This window comes from Streptomyces sp. NPDC027185, from assembly GCF_055567035.1.
In genome coordinates this window covers 271583-293878 of sequence record NZ_JBVHRF010000007.1, presented here as the reverse complement: position 1 = coordinate 293878, position 22296 = coordinate 271583, and the positions used below count along the sequence as shown (strand labels likewise).

Annotated in this window: 18 protein-coding genes and 1 pseudogene; 8 read left to right on the top strand and 11 right to left on the bottom strand. The window is 75.7% G+C overall.

The annotated features are described in order from the left end of the window. Positions 1–203: 203 nt before the first annotated feature. Both ACZ4M8_RS23750 and ACZ4M8_RS23745 read left to right on the top strand, forming a co-directional pair. Entirely contained in the window at positions 204–1604 is a 1401-nt protein-coding gene (locus tag ACZ4M8_RS23750; protein ID WP_467610433.1) for an amino acid permease, read from the top strand. Positions 1605–1751: 147 nt separating this feature from the next. Next, positions 1752–2060, top strand: a complete 309-nt coding sequence (locus ACZ4M8_RS23745) for a 4a-hydroxytetrahydrobiopterin dehydratase (protein WP_399083618.1) — start codon at positions 1752–1754, stop codon at positions 2058–2060. 516 nt (positions 2061–2576) lie between these two features. On the opposite strand, the pseudogene ACZ4M8_RS23740 reads toward ACZ4M8_RS23745, so the two are convergent. From ACZ4M8_RS23740 to ACZ4M8_RS23720, 5 genes and pseudogenes are all read right to left on the bottom strand, one after another. Next, a pseudogene (locus ACZ4M8_RS23740) lies at positions 2577–3446 on the bottom strand (YihY/virulence factor BrkB family protein); the annotation flags it as partial. 135 nt (positions 3447–3581) lie between these two features. Next, positions 3582–4118, bottom strand: coding sequence for a DUF6286 domain-containing protein (locus ACZ4M8_RS23735; protein WP_467610431.1), 537 nt, complete (start codon positions 4116–4118; stop codon positions 3582–3584). Positions 4119–4299: 181 nt separating this feature from the next. Further along, positions 4300–5154 carry an endo alpha-1,4 polygalactosaminidase gene (locus ACZ4M8_RS23730; RefSeq protein WP_467610429.1) on the bottom strand — a complete coding sequence of 285 codons (855 nt, stop codon included), beginning with the start codon at positions 5152–5154 and terminating at the stop codon, positions 4300–4302. A 324-nt stretch (positions 5155–5478) separates the two neighbouring features. Further along, positions 5479–6879, bottom strand: a complete 1401-nt coding sequence (locus ACZ4M8_RS23725; RefSeq protein ID WP_467610427.1) for a cryptochrome/photolyase family protein — start codon at positions 6877–6879, stop codon at positions 5479–5481. Between the two features lie 241 nt (positions 6880–7120). After that, positions 7121–8152 (bottom strand): DUF1266 domain-containing protein, encoded by a 1032-nt coding sequence (locus tag ACZ4M8_RS23720; RefSeq protein WP_467610624.1) that lies wholly within the window; start codon positions 8150–8152, stop codon positions 7121–7123. 142 nt (positions 8153–8294) lie between these two features. Here ACZ4M8_RS23720 and ACZ4M8_RS23715 point away from each other — a divergent pair, with 142 nt between their 5' ends. From ACZ4M8_RS23715 to ACZ4M8_RS23705, 3 genes are all read left to right on the top strand, one after another. Then, positions 8295–9278: a class I SAM-dependent methyltransferase gene (locus ACZ4M8_RS23715; protein WP_467610426.1), complete on the top strand. Its 984-nt coding sequence runs from the start codon at positions 8295–8297 to the stop codon at positions 9276–9278. A 257-nt stretch (positions 9279–9535) separates the two neighbouring features. Next, positions 9536–9985 (top strand): hypothetical protein, encoded by a 450-nt coding sequence (locus tag ACZ4M8_RS23710; protein WP_467610424.1) that lies wholly within the window; start codon positions 9536–9538, stop codon positions 9983–9985. A gap of 542 nt (positions 9986–10527) precedes the next feature. Next, on the top strand, positions 10528–11289 hold the full coding sequence (locus ACZ4M8_RS23705) for a DUF2637 domain-containing protein (protein WP_467610422.1): 762 nt from the start codon (positions 10528–10530) through the stop codon (positions 11287–11289). 75 nt (positions 11290–11364) lie between these two features. On the opposite strand, the gene ACZ4M8_RS23700 is transcribed toward ACZ4M8_RS23705, so the two are convergent. The 3 genes from ACZ4M8_RS23700 to ACZ4M8_RS23690 form a co-directional block, all read right to left on the bottom strand. After that, entirely contained in the window at positions 11365–12198 is an 834-nt protein-coding gene (locus ACZ4M8_RS23700; RefSeq protein WP_467610420.1) for an aldo/keto reductase, read from the bottom strand. Positions 12199–12363: 165 nt separating this feature from the next. Continuing rightward, positions 12364–14190 (bottom strand): AMP-dependent synthetase/ligase, encoded by a 1827-nt coding sequence (locus ACZ4M8_RS23695; protein WP_467610418.1) that lies wholly within the window; start codon positions 14188–14190, stop codon positions 12364–12366. Positions 14191–14462: 272 nt separating this feature from the next. Further along, on the bottom strand, positions 14463–15329 hold the full coding sequence (locus ACZ4M8_RS23690) for a LysR family transcriptional regulator (protein WP_467610622.1): 867 nt from the start codon (positions 15327–15329) through the stop codon (positions 14463–14465). A gap of 209 nt (positions 15330–15538) precedes the next feature. On the opposite strand from ACZ4M8_RS23690, the gene ACZ4M8_RS23685 reads away from it, so the two are divergent. Then, positions 15539–16624: a bile acid:sodium symporter family protein gene (locus ACZ4M8_RS23685; protein WP_467610416.1), complete on the top strand. Its 1086-nt coding sequence runs from the start codon at positions 15539–15541 to the stop codon at positions 16622–16624. Positions 16625–16651: 27 nt separating this feature from the next. Here the strand turns inward: ACZ4M8_RS23685 and ACZ4M8_RS23680 are convergent, their stop codons facing one another. Further along, positions 16652–18583: an exo-alpha-sialidase gene (locus ACZ4M8_RS23680; RefSeq protein ID WP_467610414.1), complete on the bottom strand. Its 1932-nt coding sequence runs from the start codon at positions 18581–18583 to the stop codon at positions 16652–16654. A gap of 319 nt (positions 18584–18902) precedes the next feature. Then, positions 18903–19877: a quinone oxidoreductase family protein gene (locus tag ACZ4M8_RS23675; protein ID WP_467610412.1), complete on the bottom strand. Its 975-nt coding sequence runs from the start codon at positions 19875–19877 to the stop codon at positions 18903–18905. Positions 19878–20009: 132 nt separating this feature from the next. Between ACZ4M8_RS23675 and ACZ4M8_RS23670 the strand changes: the two genes are divergently transcribed. After that, positions 20010–20483, top strand: a complete 474-nt coding sequence (locus tag ACZ4M8_RS23670; RefSeq protein ID WP_467610410.1) for a MarR family winged helix-turn-helix transcriptional regulator — start codon at positions 20010–20012, stop codon at positions 20481–20483. 29 nt (positions 20484–20512) lie between these two features. On the opposite strand, the gene fdhD is transcribed toward ACZ4M8_RS23670, so the two are convergent. Beyond that, positions 20513–21367: a formate dehydrogenase accessory sulfurtransferase FdhD gene (gene fdhD, locus ACZ4M8_RS23665; RefSeq protein ID WP_467610408.1), complete on the bottom strand. Its 855-nt coding sequence runs from the start codon at positions 21365–21367 to the stop codon at positions 20513–20515. 202 nt (positions 21368–21569) lie between these two features. Between fdhD and ACZ4M8_RS23660 the strand changes: the two genes are divergently transcribed. After that, a complete protein-coding gene (locus ACZ4M8_RS23660; protein WP_467610406.1) occupies positions 21570–22271 on the top strand; it encodes a GntR family transcriptional regulator in 702 nt (233 codons plus the stop codon). Positions 22272–22296: the final 25 nt, after the last annotated feature.

The following is a 22296-nucleotide window of genomic DNA, read 5'->3' as shown; positions in this document are numbered from 1 at the left end:
GCCGCCCGCCCCCCACCAGGACGGACACCCGTTCGGAGGTGCCCCCGGGTTTTCCGCGCGCCGCCCGCCGTGCCGGAGATCCTCCGTCCCGGCGAACGGTTGACGGGAGCATTCGCGGCGATTTTGCGCCCCGCCCCGAACCGGTGACCATGTGCATCAGTCCGGCACTCCGGACACCCCGCACGACGAGAGACACCCCCTCCATGCACCGCAGCCCCGACGAGCGGCCCCCCGCAACGGGCGCGACCACCGACGCACCCCCGCCGGCCCGCCGCTTCGGACTCGCCACCGCCACCTGCCTGGTGATGGGCAACATCATCGGCGGCGGCATCTTCCTGCTCCCCGCGTCCGTCGCCCCGTACGGCACGGTCAGCCTGGTCGCCTTCGGCGTCCTCACCCTCGGCGCGGTGGCGCTCGCCCTGGTCTTCGGCAAGCTGGCCCGCCGCCACCCGGAGACCGGCGGTCCCTACGTCTACGCCCGCGAGGCGTTCGGCGACTTCGCCGGCTTCCTGTCGGCCTGGTCGTACTGGACCATGACCTGGGTCAGCAACGCGGCCCTCGCGGTCGCCGCCGTCGGCTACGTCCACGTCCTGCTGCCCGGCCACGCGGGGCGCGGCACCGACCTCGCCGTGGCGCTGGCCGCGCTGTGGCTCCCGGCGCTCGCCAACCTCGCCGGGACCCGCTACGTCGCCGCCGTCCAGCTGGTCTCCACGGTCTTGAAGTTCGTCCCGCTGCTGTTCATCGCGGTCGTCGGACTGTTCTTCTTCGACCCGGACAACCTCGGCCCGTTCACCGAGGGCAACGCCGGCACCCTCGGCGGACTCTCGGCCGCCGCGGCGATCCTGCTCTACAGCTACGTCGGCGTGGAGTCCGCGGCGATGAGCGCGGGCGAGGTCCGCGACCCGGAGCGCAACGTCGGCCGGGCCACGGTCCTGGGCACCCTCGGCGCCGCCCTCGTCTATCTCCTGGGCACCGTCGCCGTCTTCGGCACCGTCTCCCACGCGGCGCTGGTCCGCTCCAAGGCGCCGTTCTCGGACGCGGTCGACGCGATGTTCGGCGGCCACTGGGGCGGCACGCTGATCGCCGCCGCCGCCGTCATCTCGATCGTCGGCGCCCTCAACGGCTGGACGCTGATGTCCGCGCAGTCCCCGTACGCCGCCGCGCGGGACGGGCTCTTCCCCGCAGCCTTCCTGACCAAGCGCCGCGGGGTGCCGACCTTCGGCGTGCTGGCCGCCGTGGTGCTGGCCAGCGGCCTGACGGTGATCAACTACCTGCTGGGTGCCGGCGGCGTCTTCGAGATCCTGGTGCTCATCACCACCTTCTCGGCGACCGTCCCCTACCTCCTCGCGGCCGGCGCGCAGATCTACTTCCTGCTCACCGGCGAACGCGACCGGGTCCGCCCGGCACGCTTCGCCCGCGACCTGGCCATGGCGCTCGCCGCGTTCGGCTTCACCTTCTGGCTCGTCGCCGGCGCCGGATACGCCGCGATCTACCAGGGCGTGCTCTTCCTCTTCGCCGGCATCCTCGTCTACGCCTGGATGGCCGCCCGCCGTACCTCCCGCACCACCGACGCGGCGGTCCCCGAGGACGCCCCGGCGCCGTGACCGGCCCGCCCGGCCCGCCGCCGGGCGCCCGCCCGCACCCGCGTGCCACGCTGGAAGCCGTACGGGCCGACGGCCGCGGGCACGTCCGCGCGGCCGGGCCGCCCGGTGCGGAGCGGCCGCGCCGGGGGACGACGAGGAGGCGACGGGATGCCCCAGCCGGAACCGCTCAGTGACCAGGACATCGACGCCCGGCTCGGGGACCTGCCCGGCTGGTCGGTCTCCGACGGGCTGCTGCGCCGCGGCTACCACTTCGCGGGCCACTTCCCGGCCGCCGCGATGGTCCTCCACATCGCCCAGATCCAGGAGGAACTGGGCCACCACGCCGATCTGACCCTCGGCTACAACCGGCTCGCCGTCGCGGTCAACACCCACAGCGCCGGCGGCCGCATCACCGCCCTCGACTTCGCCCTGGCCCACCGCATCGAGGCCATCGCCGCCGCGCACGGGGCGGACTGAGGGGGCGGACGCGGGGCGGCCACGGGGGCGGGCGGCCCGTGGCCGGAGCGCCCGGCCGGGGTCCACCGGGCCCGGACCGGCCGGGGCGCCGTCGTGCCAGGGAACCGGACGAACCGGACGCCGGGCCGGTACGCCGGGCCGGAGGCCGGGACCGCGCCACCGCCCGCGGCCTCAGCCCGAGGGGCGGCTGACCCCCGGACCGGGCCGTGGCACCTTCCCCCGCGCGGACGGCTCCGGGTCCGGGCCCGGAGCGTCCGGCACGGAGCCCGGCGCGGTGCCCGGTCCGGGACCGGCGTCCGGCCGGGAACCGGCATCCGGCCCGTCATCCGCCCGCTGCCCCGGCCCCGCCGCGCGCCCCGGCCGCGAAGGCGCTACGGACTCCTCCCCGGACTCCTCCCCGGGCGCCGGCCCCGCCGCGCCCTCGGCCCCGGACGCGCGGCCCGGCCCGCCCGCCGGACCGGCCCCGGCCTCCCGGTCGTCCCCGTGGACGCGGCCGTCCCGCTCACCGCCGTGCCACCCCGCCCGCCGCAGCTCCACGTTGAACTGCGCGCCCGACAGCAGCGACAGATGGGAGAACCACAGCCAGATCAGGAAGACCACCGGCCCGGCCAGCGACCCGTAGAGGCGGTTGAACGTGCCGACGTACGACGCGTAGAAGGTGAACGCCGCCGACGAGACCAGCCACATCAGCACCGCGACCACCCCGCCCGGCACGGCGCGCGGCACCCCGCGCGAGGGCGGCGGGCCGGAGCGGTACAGCACCATCACCAGTACCACGGCCAGCAGCAACAGCAGCGGCCACTGGAGGAGGTTCCAGGTCTCCTCACCGGCCTCGCCCAGGCCCAGCGCCCGGCCCAGCGCCGTCGCGATCGGCCCGCTCACCAGCAGCGCCACCGCCGAGCTGATGAGCAGCGCGATCAGCAGCAGCGCGGTGGCGAGGATGCGCGGCGCCTTCCGCCACGGCGGCCGGTCGTCCTTCACCCGGTTCATCGCGTGCAGCGCCCGCCGGAACACCGCGAGATAGCTGCACGACGACCAGACCGCGCTGACCAGCGCACCGCCGACCAGCATCCACGCGGCGGTCCGCTGATGCGCCATGCCCACCAGCGCCCGCCGCAGGGTGGGCCCGGACTCGGCCGGCGCCAGCGACGTCAGATGGTTGATCAACTGCTCGGTGGCCGGCGGATCGGCCAGCCCGATCAGCGACACCGTCACGATCGTCGAGGGCAGCAGCGCCAGCACGGAGTAGTACGTCAGGCTCGCCGCCCAGTCCGTCACATCGTCGTGCCACACCGACAGCGGCGTCCGGCGCAGCGCGGTACGCCACTGCCGCGCCGTCGGCAGCGCCCGCCGCCGCCCGCCGCGCGGGGCGGCCCCGGCGCTCACCCGGACCTCCCGCGGCGGCACGGCGCGACGGCGCCCGGCGGTACGCGGCCCGAACCGCTCCCGGCCATGTCGTATCCATCCTTCACGTGAGCAGGGGTGATGTCGGGAACGCGCCCCGGGGCGACGACGCCCGGGTCAGGGCATCAGGTGGTGGGCGGGTGCGAGCCGGATCACCAGACGCGGCGGCCCGACGAGGCCCAGCAGATCGCGCAGGGCCCGCAGCTCCGCGGTGAGCGCGGCCCGCGCCTCGGCCGGATCGCCGAACACCAGCACCGCCCGGACCACGGCCCGGCCGCCCCGCACCCGCACCCGGGCCCGCGCGATGCCCGGCACCCGCAGGGCGGTGTCCCGCAGCAGGGCCCCCACCCCGCGCCGGTCGAGGGCGGCGCCCGGCAGCCGCACCCCGGCGCCCTCCCGGAGCCCGCCCGGCGCCAGGGCCAGCGCGACCATCGCCACGCCCAGCAGCGCGAGCAGCGCACCGCCCGCCACCAGCCATCCGTCGGCCGGCCGCAGGGCGGACACCACCGCGTCGAGCAGACCGGCGAGCACCCCCGTCCGCCCGGCGGGCCCGGGGAGGGGCCGGGCGCCCCACACCACCGCCGCCGCGGCGCAGCACGGCACCACGGCGGCCACCGTCAGCGCCGCCCGCCACCGGCGTTCCGTTCCCTGCATCCTCGTCCTCCTCGGCCCGGGTGCCCGGCGCTCCCCGGTCCCTTCCGCCCCACCGGACACTTCCGGCATCGCGTCCGCCCCTCTCGCCTGCCCACTGTCCCTGTGAAGTCAACCTCATCCGGCGGCCGCGCCGTGCCCGAACCCCTCCCGGTAGGGGGCCGGGCCGGATTCCGCGCCGGTCTCAGCAGTGCCGGCGGACGTAGCCGTCCTCCCCCGCCGGCCGTACGTCACGGTCGCGCAGGGTCAGGGAGAGACGCTCGCCCCAGTGACGGCAGCCGCCGGTGAAGTCCCGGGCGCGGTACTCGATGTCGAAGACCCGGCCGTCGTAGGCGGACAGATAGCGGTCGCACTCCCGGTAGCGGGCGCACTCCTCGGTCACCGCGAAGTCGAAGCCGATCCGGTCCTTCCGCCCGAGCAGATCGGCGGTGTTCTTCTGCGCGAAGGCCAGCCCCCGCGCGTGCGCCCGCCGCGCCAGCAGCCCGGCGAACGCCGCCGCGTCGTCCGCGCCGAGCCGCCCGCCGGAGCGTTCGTACGAATCGAGGTTGTCGGCCTCGACGGCGTCGAAGCCCGCCGAGGCGCAGCCGTCGATCCAGCCGCCCACGATCTTCGCGGCGGCGGTGCGCTTCGCGGGCGTGGACACATCCAGCAGCGGCTCGTCCCAGTCCTCGTCGATGACCAGCGGTCCGTCGTCGCCGTCCTCGTGCAGCAGCAGCTCGGGGTGGTGGCGCCGCCACCAGCCGACCGCCGCGCCGGGCTGGGTCTGGAAGGCGTTCACGTAGCAGACGGAGTAGCGGCCCTTCGCCGGTTTCGCGGTGCGGTCGCGGGAGACCACCCGCACGTCGCCCCGCGGCGGGTACGCGCCGCCCAACTGGTAGTCGAAGACAGCGTCCGCGGGCGGCAGCCGCACCGTCGAGGACGCGGCGGTGGCGGGCCGCGCCCCGGCCGGGCCACCGGCGGCGGGGGAGCACCCGGCGAGGGCGGTCACCGAGCACCACAGGGCGAGGAGCAGCACGGAACGGCGGAACGGGCGGCGCACGACGGCATCAGCTTTCGGTCGGGGTCACCTGGGGAACCGGCCCGGCGAAGGGCCGGGAGCACACGCGCGGCGCGCTCGACGGGACACCGGAAAGCGTACGCACCGGGGCGCGGCCGGCCGACGGGCGCCCCCTGGGGGGCCGTTCGCCCGGGGTGGCCACCGGTGGCCACCGGGTCCGTTCCGGCCACGCTGCGACCGTGCCCCGCCTCGCCCGGGACGGCGGCCAAGTCCCCTCCCGGCCGCCGCCCTTGCCCCGGCACCCGGTCTCCGCCCCGCCGCGGGGTCACGGCCGCCGGGCCCACCCGCGGCGGGCGTCCGCCGTGCTCAGTCCGCCTCCAGCCCCCTCGCCCGGCGGAAGCGGGCCAGGCCGTCGGTGAGGTCGATCAGCGGGGGCGGGTAGTCCAGCGCGGCCCGTTCCCCGGGATCCAGCCGCCACGGGCGGTGGACGGCGGAGCCCGGCAGACCGGCCAACTCCGGTACCCAGCGGCGTACGTACGCGCCGTCCGGGTCGAAACGGCGGCCCTGGGTGACCGGGTTGAGGACGCGGTGGGGGCGGGTGTCGGTGCCGGTGCCCGCCGCCCACTGCCAGTTCAGCTGGTTGTCGGCGACATCGCCGTCCACCAGCAGATCGAGGAAGTGCCGCGCCCCGACCCGCCAGTCCACGTACAACGTCTTCGTCAGGAAACTCGCGGCCAGCAGCCGGGCGCGGTTGTGCATCCACCCCTCGTGCCGCAACTGCCGCATCGCCGCGTCGACCACCGGATAGCCGGTACGCCCCGCCCGCCAGGCCGCCGCCTCCGCGCCGTCGCCCCGCCAGTGGTCGCCCCGGGGCCGGTAGTCCTCCCACGCCGCCGCCGGACGCGCCGCCAGCACCTGATGGTGGAAGTCCCGCCAGGCCAGCTGCCGTACGAAGGCGGCGGCCCCCGCGTCGTCCCGCGCCGCCGCCTTGCGGACCAGCTCCACCGGGGAGACGCACCCGAAGTGCAGATACGGCGACAGGCGTGAGGTGGCGTCGCCCGGCAGATCGTCGTGCCGGTCCGCGTAGGCGGCCATCCCCGCCCGCTGCCAGGCGGCGAAGCGGCGCCGCCCGGCCGTCTCACCGCCCTCCGGGAGGCCCGGCGAGGGGCGGCCCCCGGGGCAGAGCTGCCCGGCCGTCGGCAGCGCCGCCGAGCGCACCCCGTCCGGCACCGTCAGGGCGCGCGGCGCGGCCACCACCGGGCGCGTCCCCTCGGCCCGCCACCGCCGGAAGTACGGTGTGAACACCGCGAAATGGTCCTTGCCCGCCCCGGAACGGGAACCGCCCGAGGGGACCACCGCGCCCGGCGGCACCGCCGTGATCACCGCGTCGTGCACCACCAACCGCCGCCCCGCCGCGGCGAGTTCACGGCCGAGCCGCCGCTCCCGCCGCGCCGCGTAGCCGGACACCCCCGCCGCCAGATGCACCTGCCCGGCACCGCACTCCGCCGCCACCTTGCAGGTCTCGGCCACCACCTCACCCGTACGGATGACCAGCCGCCCGCCCCGGGAGCGCAACCGCGCATCGAGACCGGCCAGCGCCTGGGCCAGGAAGGCGGCCCGGTTCGCCGTCACGAACCCGGCCGCCGCCACCCCCGCGTCCACGACGAACAGCGGCACCACCCGCTCCGCGGCGCGCACCGCCGCCCGCAGCACCGGCTGATCGTGGACCCGGAGGTCGGAGGTGAAGAGACATACGGCGGTATCCATACGCCCACTCTGGCCGATCCGCCGAGCGGTGCCGGAGCGCCGCCACGCCGCCCCGCGTGCCGCCGCCCCGCGTGCCGCCGGACCGCCGCCCGGCCCGCTTCCTGCCCGCCCGTCATCGGCCGGGCGGTCCGGTCCGGCCCGTCCGGTCACCGGATCCGGCCGACGCGGGCGGAGGCCGATGCCCGCCGCGTACCGCCCGCCTCACCCGCCCCGGCCGAAGTCCCCAGCTCACGCCCCGCCCTCAGCCGAACGCCAGCCCCCGCCAGGGCGACGCCGGGTCCTGGGTGAGCACCCGGTGCACATGCAGCGTCCCGGCGTACGCGGGGCCGAACCAGCCGTTGTCGAAGGCGAGCAGCCGGCCCAGCGTGTACCCGGCCGCGTACCCCTCCCAGGAGTCGTACGCCTCCCGGGCCACCGCCCCGGCCCGCCGTACCGCCTCCTCGGCCTGCGGCGGGGCGCACAGCCGCGCGCTCAGGCCCCGCCGGACGAGATCCACCGCGTGGGCGAGGTCCAGCGCCAGCACCGAGGCCACCTGCCCGTCCGCCGCCAGAACCCCCTCCGTACGCAGCCGCTCCTCGTACCGCGTCACCAGCTCGGGCACCTCGCCGCCGGCCGCCCCGCCGCCGGCGTCGCCCCGGCGGGCGCGGAGGGCCGCCTCGGTGTCCGCGGGCAGGAAGTGGCCGCCGAGCAGCTGCTCCAGCCGCTCCTGCCAGGACGCCGGATCGGTCACCGACCACTGCTCGCGCAGCGTCTGCGCGTCCGTGGCGTGGTCGAGGACGAGGGTGCCCAGCTCGTTCCACGGCACGCTGTGGTGGACCGCGAGCGGCGCCCCGCAGGCCAGGCCCTGCGCCGACGGCCCGTGCAGCGGCCCGGCGGCGAGCGTGGTCAGCAGCCCGCCGGGGCGGACGCCGACGTGGGCGCGCGCCTGGAGCCAGCCCGTACGGTGCGCGGGCGTCGCCGGGAGGTACGCGGCCGCCGGCGTCCCCGGGTTGACCGCCAGTCGCCACTTGTCGTTCGGCCAGTCCTGCGCCAGCTCTTCGACCGAGACCCGGTCGAAGAACTGCTGCGGCTGCCAGGGCGGCAGCATGCCCCGCGTCAGCACCGGCAGACACGTCCCGCCGGCCACCGGGTCGTCGTAGACCGGCAGCGGATCCTGGCCCGGCTGCGGCGCCGCCAGGTAGAGATCCTCGCCCGCCACGGCCGCGACCTGAGCCTGCAGATCGCCCCGCGCCGTCGCCTCACACAGCCGCCGCTCGGTGTCCGTCGGCGGCATCCATACCGGAGTTCCCATCCGGCCGACCCTATGGCGTCCGCCCCGGACCGCCGCCACCAGGGAGTATCTTCCCGCCACCGGCGGCCTTGCCGGACCGGCAACGAAGCTTGCCTCCCCTCGGCGACCGGTCCAGGCTCACCCCATGACGCACGACGACGCCCCCGGCACCGCCCACCCGCACACCCCCGCGCACGGCCACGGCGGGCACGCCCCCGGACACCGCCACGGCGACGCCGACATGGACTGGGAGGTGATGGGCCCGCTCCTGGAGAGCGGCGCCGAACTCCACTCCGCCGTCTTCGAACAGGCCGCCGCGTGGCTGCGCACCCTCACCCCGCAGGACGCCCCCGTCCGCCGCGTCCTCGACGTCGGCAGCGGCCCCGGCGTCGCCACCTGCCTGCTGGCCCGCGCGTTCCCGGAGGCGGAGGTCGTCGCGATCGACCCGACGCCCGCCCTGCTGGACCGCGCCCGCGCCCGAGCCGCCGCCCTCGGCCTCACCGGCCGCGTCACCACCCACCGCGCCGAACTCCCCGACGGCCTGGACGGCCCGCCCGGCGACGCGCCCGCCGACCCCGGCGGCCACCCGACCGGACCCGTGGGCGACGCCGACCTCATCTGGACCAGCCGGACCCTGCACCACGTCGGCGACCAGCGGCGCGCCGTCGCCGCTCTCGCCCGCCACCTGCGTCCCGGCGGCGTCCTCGCCGTCTCCGAAGGCGGCCTGCCGCAGCGCTTCCTGCCCCGCGACATCGGACTGGGCCGCCCGGGACTCCAGGCACGGCTGGAGGCGGCGAACGAGGAGTGGTTCGCCCGGATGCGGGCCTCGCTGCCCGGCGCCGAGAACACCGTCGAGGACTGGCCGGCCTTCCTCACCGACGCCGGACTCACCACCCCGCACAGCCGCAGCTTCCTCGTCGACCTGCCCGCCCCGCTCTCCGCCGAGGGCCGCGCGTACGTGAGCACCGGACTGGCCCGCGCCGCCGAGGCGTTCGGCGAGGACCTCGCCCCCGACGACCTCGCCGCCGTCACCCGCCTCCTCGACCCCGACGACCCGGCCGGCCTCGCCCGCCGCCCCGACGTCTTCCTCCTCGCCGCCCAGACCGTGCACGCGGCCCGCGCACGGTAGGGGCACCCCTCCGGCTCACCGGTGCCGCACCGCACGGCGGCCCGCCGCCCCGTCCGCGGACGGCCCGCACCGGACGCCACGGCCCCACGAGGAACGGAGAACCCCGGCCGCCGCCCCGCGCCCCGGAACGCCGCCCGCCCGGCGACCGGGGCGCACGGCCGCCCCCGAACGCCGCCCGGCACCGGTGGCATGGCAGCCCCGGCGGCCCCTGGTTACGCTCGACCGGGGGACCGACGACCCGATCCAGGGAGGCTTCGATGAAGCTGGTGCCCGAACCACGTGACGTCGCCCCGCGCCTGGCCACCGGCGCGTTCCTCCTCAACTCCGGCCTGGGCAAACTGAAGGCCGACGAGGAGACCGCCGCCGGGATCCACGGCATGGCCTGCACCGCGTACCCGTTCCTGGAGAAGCTCGAACCGGGCACCTTCGTCCGGCTGCTGGCCTGGACGGAGGTGGCCGTCGGCAGCGCGCTGCTGGTCCCCGCCGTCCCCAGCCGCCTCGCCGGACTCGGCCTCACCGGCTTCTCCGCCGGTCTCGTCGGCCTCTACCTCCGCACCCCCGGCATGCGCGAGCCCGGCAGCCTGCGCCCCACCCAGAACGGCATCCCGCTCGCCAAGGACAGCTGGATGCTCGGCATCGGGCTGGGCCTCCTGGGCTCCGGCGCACGCTGGGGCTGCTGCCGCCGGCGCCGCCGCTGCCGCCGCTGAACCACCCGCCGGGCACCACCCGACGGCCCCCGCGGCCGTTCGGCCGGACGACGCGCGTGCGACACGGCGCGCTCCGCCGACCGGCCGAACCCGTTCGCGATTCCGTGTGCACCCGCATCACTCGAATGCAGCATGTACGACTGGCCGGTTTGTTCGTTGGTCCGGGCGTGACGTCAGCACGCGCCAGTGACCGCGCGCGGCCGGGAGGCCCCGCCGCGCGCCGAGCCGCCGGACCCGGCGGGCCGCCCCGCCGCCGTCCCGCCGGCCGCCGCGGTGCCTGCGCGGGCCCGCCGCCCGCCCGCCGTACGTCCGCCCGGTCCCGGCGTATACGCGGGCGCCACCGAGCCGGCACACGTCCCCGGGCGTCCGGCGCCGCGGCCCGGGGGCGGCCCGGCACCGCGCTCCGCCCGTGAACGTCCCCCGCGAACCACGTCCCTCACCCGACCCGGCCCCGCCCCCGCGGGCCCGCCCCGGCGCAGGCCGCCGGAGCGGGCCCGCGGCGCACGCGCGTCCCGGCCGGGCCTTCTCCCGAAAGACATGACGTGCACGAGACCCAGACCTACATCCCGGCACAGCAGACCGATGAATTCGTGCCGAGCCACGGCGCCTTCTCCCGTACGGTCCGGGACGCCGAACCCCAGGTCGGCATCCCGCTGTTCGCACCCCAGCCGGACCCCTACGGGTTCGAGGCGGTCGCCTGGGAGAACGTCCCGGTGTGGGAGACCGACGGACCGGCGCCCCACGACCCGCACACGGGCGCCGGATATCCGGCGCCGCCACCCGCCGGGCCCGCCATCAGCCATGCGCGCACCCGGCAGCACCGGCCCGGTGTCCACCGCGCCGACGGCGCCCGGCTGCGGTCCTGGGCGCGGCGGGTGAGCGCCGCCGTCGCCGCGCTGACCGCCGTGATGATCAGCGTGCTGGGCGCCATGGTCTGCTACGCGCCGCTGCGCGCCCTCGCCTCCCAGGGCGCCTCCGGCGGCCTCGCCGACCTGTGGCCGCTGCTGATCTACGGCCCCTGGATGGTCGCGTCCATCGCCATCCTGCGCGCCTCCGTCAACGGCCGCCGCGTCGCGCACTCGTGGTGCGTGGTGATCCTCTTCTCCGCGCTCGCCGTCGTGCTGTGCGTCGCGCACGCCCCGCTGACGCTCTCCGCCATCAGCGTCGCCGGACTGCCGCCGATCACCGCGCTGCTCTCGTTCCACCAGCTGGTGCGCCAGATCGAGCCGCCCGCGCCGCCGCGCCCCGCCCCGGCGGAGGAACCGGGCAGCGGCCACCACCGCAAACCGCCGGCCTGCCCGTAGGCCACACCGTCCGCACCGCGAGCGCGCCGCCGCCCGGCAGACCGGGGCGGCGGCGCCCTCGCGCGCCCGGCGGGCTCAGACCACGTCGAACGTGGCCGGGTCCGGGCCGAGGCGGGTGCCGTTGTCGAGACCGGCGAGGGCCGCGAGGTCGGCGTCGTCCAGCGTGAAGCCGAAGACGTCGATGTTGGCGGCGATCCGCGACGGCGTGACCGACTTCGGGATGACGACGTTGCCGAGCTGGAGGTGCCAGCGCAGCACCACCTTGGCGGGCGTCACACCGTGCTTCGCCGCGATCTCTGCGAGGACCGGCTCGGACAGCAGCTCCTTGCCCTGGCCCAGCGGCGACCACGCCTCCGTCGCGATGCCGTGCCGGGCGTGCACCGCGCGGGCCTCGGCCTGCGGGAAGTACGGGTGCAGCTCGATCTGGTTGACCGCCGGGACGACGGAGGTCTCGCCCAGCAGCCGCTCCAGGTGGGCGGGGAGGAAGTTGGAGACGCCGATGGCGCGGGCGCGGCCCTCCTCGTAGATCTTCTCGAAGGCGCGGTAGGTGTCGACGTAGGTGTCCTTGGCCGGCAGCGGCCAGTGGATCAGGTAGAGGTCGACGTGGTCCAGCCCCAGCTTGTCCAGGGAGGCGTCGAAGGCGCGCAGCGTGGCGTCGTAGCCCTGCTCGGCGTTCCACAGCTTGGTGGTGACGAACAGCTCGTCACGGGGGATGCCGGAGGCGGCGAGCGCCTTGCCGGTGCCCTCTTCGTTGCCGTAGATCGCGGCGGTGTCGATGCTGCGGTAGCCCGCCTCCAGGGCGTGGCCCACGGCGACGGTCGCTTCGTCGTCCGGCACCTGCCAGACGCCGAACCCGAGCTGCGGCATCGCGACGCCGTTGTTGAGCGTGATGGTGGGGACCTGGCTCACAGGGATCGATCCTTACGTTGCGGGGGAGGTGGTGCGGAAGGAAGAACGATCTTCCGCCGCCGCGCATTCCCCACGGAGCAGAAAAATTCCGCCCGGCGGCCTCGTCCCCCCCCCGCCGGTCCGGTCACCGGCCCGCTGCCCGCCCGACCCCGCCGGGCTGGGACCTCAGCCCCGGTAGAGCGCCTCCACCTCGGCCGTGTACGCCGCCTCTATGGCCTTCCGCTTCAGCTTCAGCGACGGCGTCAGCAGCCCCTGCGCCTCGCTGAACTGATGGGCCAGTATCCGGAACGTCCGGATCGACTCGGCCTGCGACACCAGGGTGTTCGCGGCGACCACGGCGCGCCGGATCTCCGTCTCCAGATCCGGGTCCCGCACCAGCTCCACCGGGCGCATATCGGGTTTGCCGCGCATCGTCAGCCAGTGGCTCACGGCCTCCGGGTCCAGCGTCACCAGCGCCGCGACGAACGGCCGGTCGTTGCCGACGACGAGGCACTGCGCCACCAGGGGATGCGCCCGGACCCGGTCCTCCAGGACCACCGGTGAGAGGGTCTTGCCGCCGGAGGTGACCAGCACCTCCTTCTTGCGGCCGGTGATCGTCAGGTAGCCGTCCTCGTCGAGGGCGCCGAGGTCACCCGTGGCGAACCAGCCGTTGTGCAGGACGGCGCCGGAGCCCTGCGGATCACCCAGGTACCCCTGGAAGATCTGGTCACCGCGCAGCCAGATCTCCCCGTCGTCCGCCACATGGACGGTGATACCGGGGACGGGGATGCCGACGGTGCCGAACCGCGTCCGCTCGGGCGGATTGGCGATCGCGGCGGCGGTCGACTCCGTCAGGCCGTACCCCTCGAAGATGCGGACCCCGGCGCCGGCGAAGAACAGGCCGAGGCGGCGCTCCATACGGGAGCCGCCGGACATCGCGTTCCGCACCCGGCCGCCCAGCGCCTCCCGGACCTTGCTGTAGACGACCTTGTCGAAGAACTGGTGCTGCATCCGCAGGGCGGCGCCCGGCCCGGGGCCGGTGCCGAACGCCTTGCGCTCCAGGGCCTCGGCGTAGCGGACCGCGACATCGACGGCCTTGTCGAACGGCCCCTCCCGGCCCTCGGCCTCCGCCTGCCGCCGGGCCGCCGCGAAGACCTTCTCGAAGACGTACGGCACGGCCAGGATGAAGGTGGGCCGGAAGGTCCGCAGGTCGGGCAGGAGGGCGCGGGCGCTCAGCTCCGGCTGGTGGGCCAGCTTGACCTTGCCGCGCAGGGCGGCGACCTCGACCATCCGGCCGAAGACGTGCGACAGCGGCAGGAACAGCAGGGTGGACGCCTCGTCGCCGGGCCGGGAGTGGAACGCCGCCTCGTACCGCTCGATGATGTTGTCCGCCTCGGCCATGAAGTTGGCGTGGGTCAGCACGCAGCCCTTGGGGCGGCCGGTGGTGCCCGAGGTGTAGATGACGGTGGCGATGGCGTCCGGGGTGACGGCCATCCGGTGGCGGTGCACCACGTCGTCGTCGAGGTGCGCGCCGGCCGCGGTCAGTTCGGCCACCGGGTCCGCGTCCAGCTGCCACAGGCGGCGCAGCCGCGGCAGCCGGCCGATGACCGAGCCGACGGTCATCGCGTGGTCCTCGTGCTCCACCAGACAGGCGGTCACGCCCGCGTCGTGCAGCATCCAGAAGACCTGCTCGGCGGAGGACGTCGGGTACAGCGGTACGGACTGGCCGCCGATCGACCAGACGGCGAAGTCGAAGACGGTCCATTCGTAGCGGGTGCGGGACATGATGCCGACCCGGTCGCCGAAGCGGACGCCCTGGGCGAGCAGCCCCTTGGCGAGCGCCATGACCTCGTCCCGGAAGCGTGCGGCGCTGACGTCCTGCCAGCGCCCCTCGGCGTCCTTACGGGCGAGCACGATCCGCTCCGGATCGCGTGCCGCCTGGTCGAAGACGCTGTCCGCCAGCCCGCCGACCCGGGGCCCGGTCGCCAACGGCTCCACGGTGAACTCGCGCAATGACCCGCTCCTTGTGGTACTCCTCACACGGCCGCGACCGTACCCCACGGCATCGCTCCGCGACAGGGCGTTACCGTCCTCCGAGCGGGCCGGGCCGCCCGGCGGACCTCCGGAGGAATCGGACCACTCCCCGGAAGAGCGGACATGCACCGGTCGTCTCCCTGCGGAACGATCACGACCCCGGGACCGTATCTGCACCGAATCTCTGCACCGCGAGGGTGAATCCGCGGTCGCCGGACGGGCCGGAAGCCGGGGCCTTGGGTGACCGTCCGTCACGGCAGCTGCAACCGGTCGCCCCCGGCCAGGATCGCGTCGGCCAGCGCCTCGGCGGGGCCACGGGCGGCGGCGGTGGCGCGCCGCCCGTGCAGCAGGACGAAGTCCACCCCGCCCAGCTCCGGCAGGCCCGCCCGGGGTGTCATCCGCACCAGGCCCGGCGGGATCATGCCGCGGGTGTGTGCCATCACGCCGAGCCCGGCGCGGGCGGCGGCGACCAGTCCGTTGAGGCTGCCGCTGGTGCAGGTGATGCGCCAGGGGCGGCCGTGCTCCTCCAGGCGCTCCAGCGCCCGTGCGCGGGTGACCGCGGGCGGCGGGAAGACGACCAGCGGCACCGGGCGCTGCGGATCGAGCCGCAGCCGGTCGCTGCCGACCCACACCAGCCGGTCCCGCCACACCAGCCGGCCCCCGGGCCCCTCCGGGCGCCGCTTGGCCAGGACGAGGTCGAGCCGCCCGGCCGCCAGCAGTTCGTGGAGGGTGCCGGAGAGTTCGACGGTCAGCTCCAGATCGACCTCGGGGTGGTCGCGGCGGAACCCTTCCAGGACCTCCGGCAGCCGCGTCAGGACGAAGTCCTCGGACGCGCCGAACCGCAGCCGCCCGCGCAGCCGGGTGCCGGTGAAGAAGCCGGCGGCGCGCTCGTTCGCCTCCAGGATCGTGCGGGCGAAGCCGAGCATCGCCTCGCCGTCCTCGGTCAGCTCCACACCGTGGGTGTCCCGCGCGAACAGCCGCCGGCCGGCGGCCTCCTCCAGCTTCCGCACGTGCTGGCTGACGGTGGACTGCCGCAGCCCCATACGGTGCGCGGCCTGGGTGAAGCTCAGGGTCTGCGCGACGGTCAGGAACGTACGCAGCTGCGCGGGGTCGAACACGGGCACCTCGGGTGGGTGGCGATCCGGCCACCGGGGGCCGCGATGCGGGGGAGCGGTGTGGCCGGAACGGGCCGGTGGGATCATGGTAATCACGTTCCGGCATCACAGTGAGCGCGGCGAACGGGGTTCCCGATATCCGTGGGCCCCGGCACGCTGGAGAGGGCACCGTCCATGCCGCCGTCCGAATGTCACCGACCCGAAGTGAGACCATGCGCCGCCCTGCCCTCGCCCTTCCTTCCTGGCTCCCCGTGGACGGATACATCCTGGCGCTCCTCGCCACCGTCGGGATCGCCGCGCTGTGGCCGGCCACCGGCGCGGGCGCCACCGTCGCCGACTTCGCCGCCACCGGAGCCGTCTCCTTCCTCTTCTTCCTCTACGGAGCCCGGCTCTCCACCGCCGAGGCGATGGCGGGCCTGCGCCACTGGCGGCTCCATCTGACCGTCCTGGCCTGCACGTTCGTGCTCTTCCCGCTGCTCGGTCTGGCCGCCCGCGGGCTGGTGCCCTACGTGCTGCCGGGCGGGCTGTACACCGGGGTGCTCTTCCTGTGCCTGGTGCCGTCCACGATCCAGTCGTCGATCGCGTTCACCTCCATCGCGCGCGGCAACGTCGCGGCGGCGATCTGCGCCGGATCGTTCTCCAGCCTCGTCGGCATCGTCGTCACCCCGCTGCTCGCCGCGCTCGTCCTGGACGGTGAGGGGCCCGGTGTCTCCGGTGGCGCGCTGGTCTCGATCGTCTGCCAGCTGCTGCTGCCGTTCGTGGCGGGGCAGGTGCTGCGCCGCTGGATCAGCGGGTTCCTCACCCGGCACAAGAAGGTCCTCGGCTTCGTCGACCGCGGCTCGATCCTGCTGGTCGTCTACAGCGCCTTCAGCGCCGGGGTGAGCGCCGGGATCTGGCACCAGGTCTCGCCGCTGCGGCTGCTGGTCCTCCTCGGTGTCCTCGGGCTGCTGCTCGCGATCATGCTGACCCTGACGTCGTACGGCTCCCGGAAGCTGGGCTTCGGGCGGGCCGACCGGATCGCGATCACCTTCGCCGGTTCGAAGAAGAGCCTGGCCGCCGGGTTGCCGATGGCCAGCGTCCTCTTCGGCGCCCAGGCGGGCCTGGCGGTGTTGCCGCTGATGCTCTTCCACCAGATGCAGCTGATGGTCTGCGCGGTGCTGGCGAAGCGGTACGCGGCACGGGCGGAGGCGGACGGGCCGGTGGACTCCCCGGAGGGGCCGGCGGCGGACTCCCCGGGGGATTCCCCGGCGGGCGGCTCACCGGCCGGTGAGCCGGTCGGCGCCGGGGAGTCCCGGTAGGGCCGCCGCCGACGCGGCCCGCTTCCGTCAGGGCGTCGTCACCCGGTCCAGGGCGAGGCCGAGCACGAGGGGGCCGGACGGTGCGCGGCCGGTGGTGCGCAGGGCGGTCAGGTCGGCGTCGGACAGGGCCCGGCGGTACACGGCCACCGCGTCCAGGGCGCCGGTGAGGTGGGCGCGGCCGTCGAGGCGCGTGCCGAGGCGGACGCCGAAGGACGAGCCGCGGCTGACCGAACCCGGCACGTCCGGTGCGGCCGTCGTTGTGGCGTCCACCGTCAGCAGCAGCCGGCCGCCGGTGCGGCGCAGCGCCAGCAGATGCCAGCGGCCGTCGTTGTACGCGCCCGCCGTCGCCACCGTCGCGGTGGCCGGCGGCGCGGCGCCCGCGACGGCGGTCACGGTCGCCGTGATCCGGTCGCGGGCCGGGTCGCCGACAAGGGTGACCTGCGGGGACCGGCCGCCCGAACCGCCCATCCACAGCAGCGGCTGCTCCCCGCCGCTCGCCTCGTAGCGGAACCACAAGGCGCAGGTGAACGCCGCGTCGTCCAGCGGCAGTGAGGTGCGGAAGGGGACGCGGACCGCGTCGTCGGCGCCGTCGAAGGCCAGCGCCCGGCCGAGGACGCCCGGTGTGGTACGGGCCCCGCCGAGGACGGTGGCCGGGCGGGCGCCGGGGGCGCGGTCCTCGGTGGTGGGGCCGGGCGGGCGGCGTGGCCCGAGCCAGGCGTCGGTGAAGCGGGCGAACCGCATCTCGTCGCGGGCGTCGGCGGTGCCCGCCTCGTAGAACAGCCCGGTCAGGCCGGGGGCGACGGGGACCAGGTCGGAGTAGCCGGACCAGTCGCCGGTGATGCGGACGCCCTCGTCGGCCTCCTCCCAGGTGCGGCCCTCGTCGTACGAGGAGCGGAGCGTCATGGCGCGGCGGCGGTCCGGGTCGGCGGGGGCGGCGAGGAGGGTGCGGCGGCTGCCGCCGGGGGCGGGCAGCCGGAGCACCGACGCCTGCACCATCGGCGCGAGGAAGCCGGGCAGCGTCCGGAACGGGTGCGTGAAGGACGCGCCGCCGTCGCGGCTGACCGCCTCGGTGCGGTTGCCGAGGTCCGTGCCGTCCTGTTCGCGGGCGTTGACGTAGACCGCGCCGTCGGCGCGCTCCAGCAGCGTCATCTCGGACGGTTTCTGGCGGAATGTGCCGTCGGCGGCGACCGGCCAGGTGTCGGTGGCGCCGACGCGCCAGGTGGTGCCGCCGTCGTCGCTGTGGACCAGCGCGGCGTGGTTGGCGGTGATCCGGCCGTCGGCGTAGCTCTCGGCGTTGACCCCCAGGACGAGCCGTCCGGCGTGGCGGCCCCGGGTGAGCTGGATGCCGTGCACCGGGCCCGTCGCGTACCAGGCGTTCCAGCGTGCGGGGCGCAGGGAGCGGCTCAGGTCGCGCGGCGCCGACCAGGTGGCGCCGTCGTCGTCGCTGTACTGCAGGTGCGGGGTGCGTTCGCACGGCATCGTGCAGTTCAGGCCGTCGGTGCGGCCCTTGTTGTACGTCTCGGCGAGGACGATGCGGCCGGTACGGCGGTCCACGACCGGCGCCGGATTGCCGTGGGTGTCGCCGCCGCCTTCGTTGACCACCTGGAGCGGGCCCCAGGTGCGGCCGCCGTCGGCGGAGCGTTTGAGGACGAGGTCGATGTCCCCGGCGTCGCCGCAGTCGTGCACCCGGCCCTCGGCGAAGGCGAGCAGGGTGCCCCGGACGGAGCGGACGACCGCCGGGATACGGAAGCAGGCGTAGCCCGGGTCCTGGGCCGCGCTGAAGAGGGTCCGCTGGTCGAAGCCGCCGGGCGGGGGCGCGGCCCGGTCGGTGGCGGCGCCCGCGGGGGCGGCGGGGAGCAGCGCGAGCGCGAGGACCGCCAGCGTGGTGAGGGCGGCGAGGGCGCGGCGCCGCCGGGGTCTGCGGTGGGGGATGGAGTGTGCGCGCAGGAGTGACGTCATGATCCGGCCTGCCCTTCGAGGCATCGGCGTCATCCACAGGACATCCCACGTCCCATGTCGTGTGACGGAACGTACTGCCGTCGCTACAGAGCGACAAGGAGGGTGCGGTCGTTCCTTCGCGGGCCCGGCGAATTCACCCGTACGGGCCGACGATCGCCGCGTCGCCCGGGGCTCATGCGGCTCCCGCGCCGGGCGGTGCCGGGGCCGGAGTCCCGGCCGGTGTGCCGCCGTGCCGGAGGGCGGGAGCCGGCCCCGCCTCCCGGCGCCGGGCCTGACGGGCTCCACGTCCCGGCGTCCGGCAGTCCCTCTCCCCGGGCTGTCACCCCGCCGCGCCGGAGTCCCCCGCCGTGTCGAAGCCCCGCGCCGCGTCGGGCCGGAGCACGACCTTCCCCAGGTTCGCGCGCGCTTCGATCAGGCGGTGGGCCGCCGCCGCTTCGCCCAGTGGCAGTTCGGTGTGGATCGCGGCCCGCAGGCGGCCGGACGCCGCCAGCTCCCAGAGCCGCGCGCGGTGCTCCGCGTACCGCTCCGGCCGGGTGGTGGCGAAGTGATGCATCGTCATCCCGGTCACGGTCTTCGCCCCGGCCAGCAGGTCATGCGCGGGGAGGGTGCCGCCGCCGGAGCTGAAGTAGATCAGGCGGCCGCCCGGTGCCAGTGCGCCGAGCGCGCGCGGCAGCAACTCGCCGCCGGCGCCGTCCAGGACGACATCGACCGGCGGGCCCCAGGACTCCCGGTCGTAGGTGACGGCCTCGTCGGCGCCGAGCGCCCGGACGAACGCCGCCTTCTCGGGGGTGCCGACGGCGGCGACGACGCGGGAGGCGCCCTGGAGCTTGGCGAGTTGGACGGCGAGGTGGCCGGTGGCGCCCGCCGCGGCGGTGATCAGCACCGACTCGCCGCCCCGGAGCGCCGCGGTGTCGAGCGCGGCCAGTGCCACATGTCCGCCCCGGATCAGCGCGACGGCCTGTGCGGCGTCCACCCCGTCGGGGACGCGGGAGGCCATCCGGGCCGGGGCGAGGGCGAGTTCGGCGTACGCGCCGGGGTGGCCGAGGGCGGCGACGCGGTCCCCGACGGCGAAGCCGGAGGTTTCCGGGCCGAGCGCGACGACCTCCCCGGCCAACTCGTCGCCGGGCAGTCCGGGCAGCGGCCCGCCGCCGCGCACCCGGCGCACCATCGGCAGGGTCACGCCGATCGCCTCGGGTCGGACCAGCAGGTCGCCGGGGCCCGGCACCGGAGGCTCGGCCTCCTCGACGCGCAGGACCTCGGGGCCGCCGTGGGAGTGGAAGCGGACGCGGCGCATACGGGTACCTCCAGGAAGGCGGAAGGGGCGGAAGGGGAGCGCAACGTTGGGTGGCCCAACAGTAGGCGAAATCGTGGGTAGCGCCAACGGTTTTCCGTTGGGGAGCCCACGGAACGGCGCTACCGTGGAGGCATGGCCGACACTCCGTACGTCCCACGTCGCATCCGCGCGCTGCCGAGCTGGCTGCTGGGCCGGGCCGCCGCCCGCGGGCACCGGCTGGTCGCCGAGGCGCTCGCCGCCGAGGGCATGCGGATGATGCACCACGCCGTGCTCAGCGCCGTCGCCGAACTGGGCCCGGTCTCCCAGGCGGAGCTGGGGCGCACCCTGGGCATCGACCCGAAGGACATGGTCACGGCCGTCGGCGACCTGCAACGCGACGGGTTGGTCACCCGCACGCCCGACCCCCGCGACCGGCGGAAGAACGCCGTCGAGGTCTCCGCGGAGGGGCTGCGCCGACTGCGCCGCACTCAGCGGCTCGGTGACCGGGCCAACGCCGAACTGACCGCCGCCCTGACCCCGGCCGAACGCGAGCAGCTGATCGACCTGCTCACCCGGATCGTCCGCCCGGCCGACGGCGCCGCCGCGGAAGGAAAGGGCAGCGGCTGACGGTCCGCCGCTGGCGGACCCGCCCCGCCTCAGCCCCCGGCGACCGCCTCGCCGAGGCCGAGCCGGTGGGCGCCCGCGTAGACGTTCATCGAGCTGCCGCGGAGGAAGCCGACCAGCGTCAGGTCCGTCTCAGTGGCCAGATCGACGGCGAGGGACGACGGCGCGGAGACGGCGGCGAGGACGGGGATCCCGGCCATCACCGCCTTCTGCGCCAGCTCGAAGGAGGCCCGGCCGGAGACCATCAGCACACACGACGACAGCGGCAGCCGGTCGTCCTGGAGCGCCCGCCCGACGACCTTGTCCACCGCGTTGTGCCGCCCGACGTCCTCGCGTACGTCCAGCAGTTCGCCGTCCGCGGTGAACAGCGCCGCCGCGTGCAGCCCGCCCGTGCGGTCGAAGACCCGCTGGGCGGCGCGCAACCGGTCGGGGAAGGTGCTCAGTGTCGCCGGAGTGAGGCGGACCCCGGGGCCCGGGAGGCTGTCCGGCGCCCAGCGCGCGGTGGTCCGCACCGACTCCAGGCTCGCCTTGCCGCACAGTCCGCACGACGACGAGGTGTAGACATTCCGCTCCAGGGAGATGTCCGGCACCGGGACACCGGGCGCGAGGCGGACGTCGACGACGTTGTAGGTGTTCGCGCCGTCGTCGGTGGCGCCCGCGCAGTAGACGATGTTCGCCAGCTCCGCGGCGGAGGCCAGGACGCCCTCGCTGACCAGGAAACCGGCCGCGAGCGCGAAGTCGTCGCCCGGGGTGCGCATGGTGATCGCCAGCGGGTTGCCGTTCAGCCGGATCTCCAGCGGCTCCTCGACGACCAGGGTGTCCGGCCGGGTGCCGGTGGCCCCCTCCCGTACGCGGATGACGCGGCGCCGTTCGGTGACCCGTCCCATGTCTGCCTCCACCCGTCGTGCTGCGGCCCGGCCGTACGTCCCGCGCCCCGTGCCCGGGGGCGCTCCCCGGGGCGGGCCGCCGGTTGCCGGTACGGCGGGACGGGTACAACCGGGCAACGTACTCGGTAAACTGTAGACGATAGCCAATAGGCCGTCAGGCGCCTCCCGGAGGCACGCCCGGCCACCACACCAAGGGGGACCGATGCTGTCCAGCGGACTGCCGCACGGAGCCGTCCCGAAGCTCGAACGGCCCGGCCCGCTGCGCGAGCGGGTCTACGAGACGCTGCTCGAACTCATCACCACCCGCGCCCTGCGCCCCGGGGCCCACCTGGTGGAGAGCGAACTCGCCGGGCACCTCGGCGTCTCCCGGCAGCCGGTCCGGGAGGCGCTCCAGCGGCTCAACACCGACGGCTGGGTCGATCTGCGGCCCGCCCAGGGCGCGTTCGTCCACGAGCCGACCGAGGAGGAGGCCGACCAGCTGCTGACGGTCCGTACGCTGCTGGAGGCCGAGGCCGCCCGGCTGGCCGCCGCGCACACCGGATCGCCCGGTATCGCCGCGCTGGAGGAGCTGTGCGTCACCGGTGAGCGGGCGGTGCGTGAGGACGACGTGGACGGCGCGGTGGCGGCAAACGCCGCGTTCCACGCCAAGGTGATGGAGCTGGCCGGCAACACCGTCCTCGCCGAGCTGGCCGAGCAGGTCGGCCGCCGGGTGCGCTGGTACTACACCCCGGTGGCCCGGCAGCGCGGCGCCCAGTCCTGGATCGAGCACCGTGAGCTGATCGCCGCCATCGCCGACCGCGACGAGGCCCGCGCCACCGCCGTGATGCGCGCCCACACCGAGCACACCCGCCGTACGTACCACGAGCGGGAGCGGGAGAGCGGGCCGGACGGGCACCGCGGCTGACCGTCTGACCGCCTGAACGGCTGAC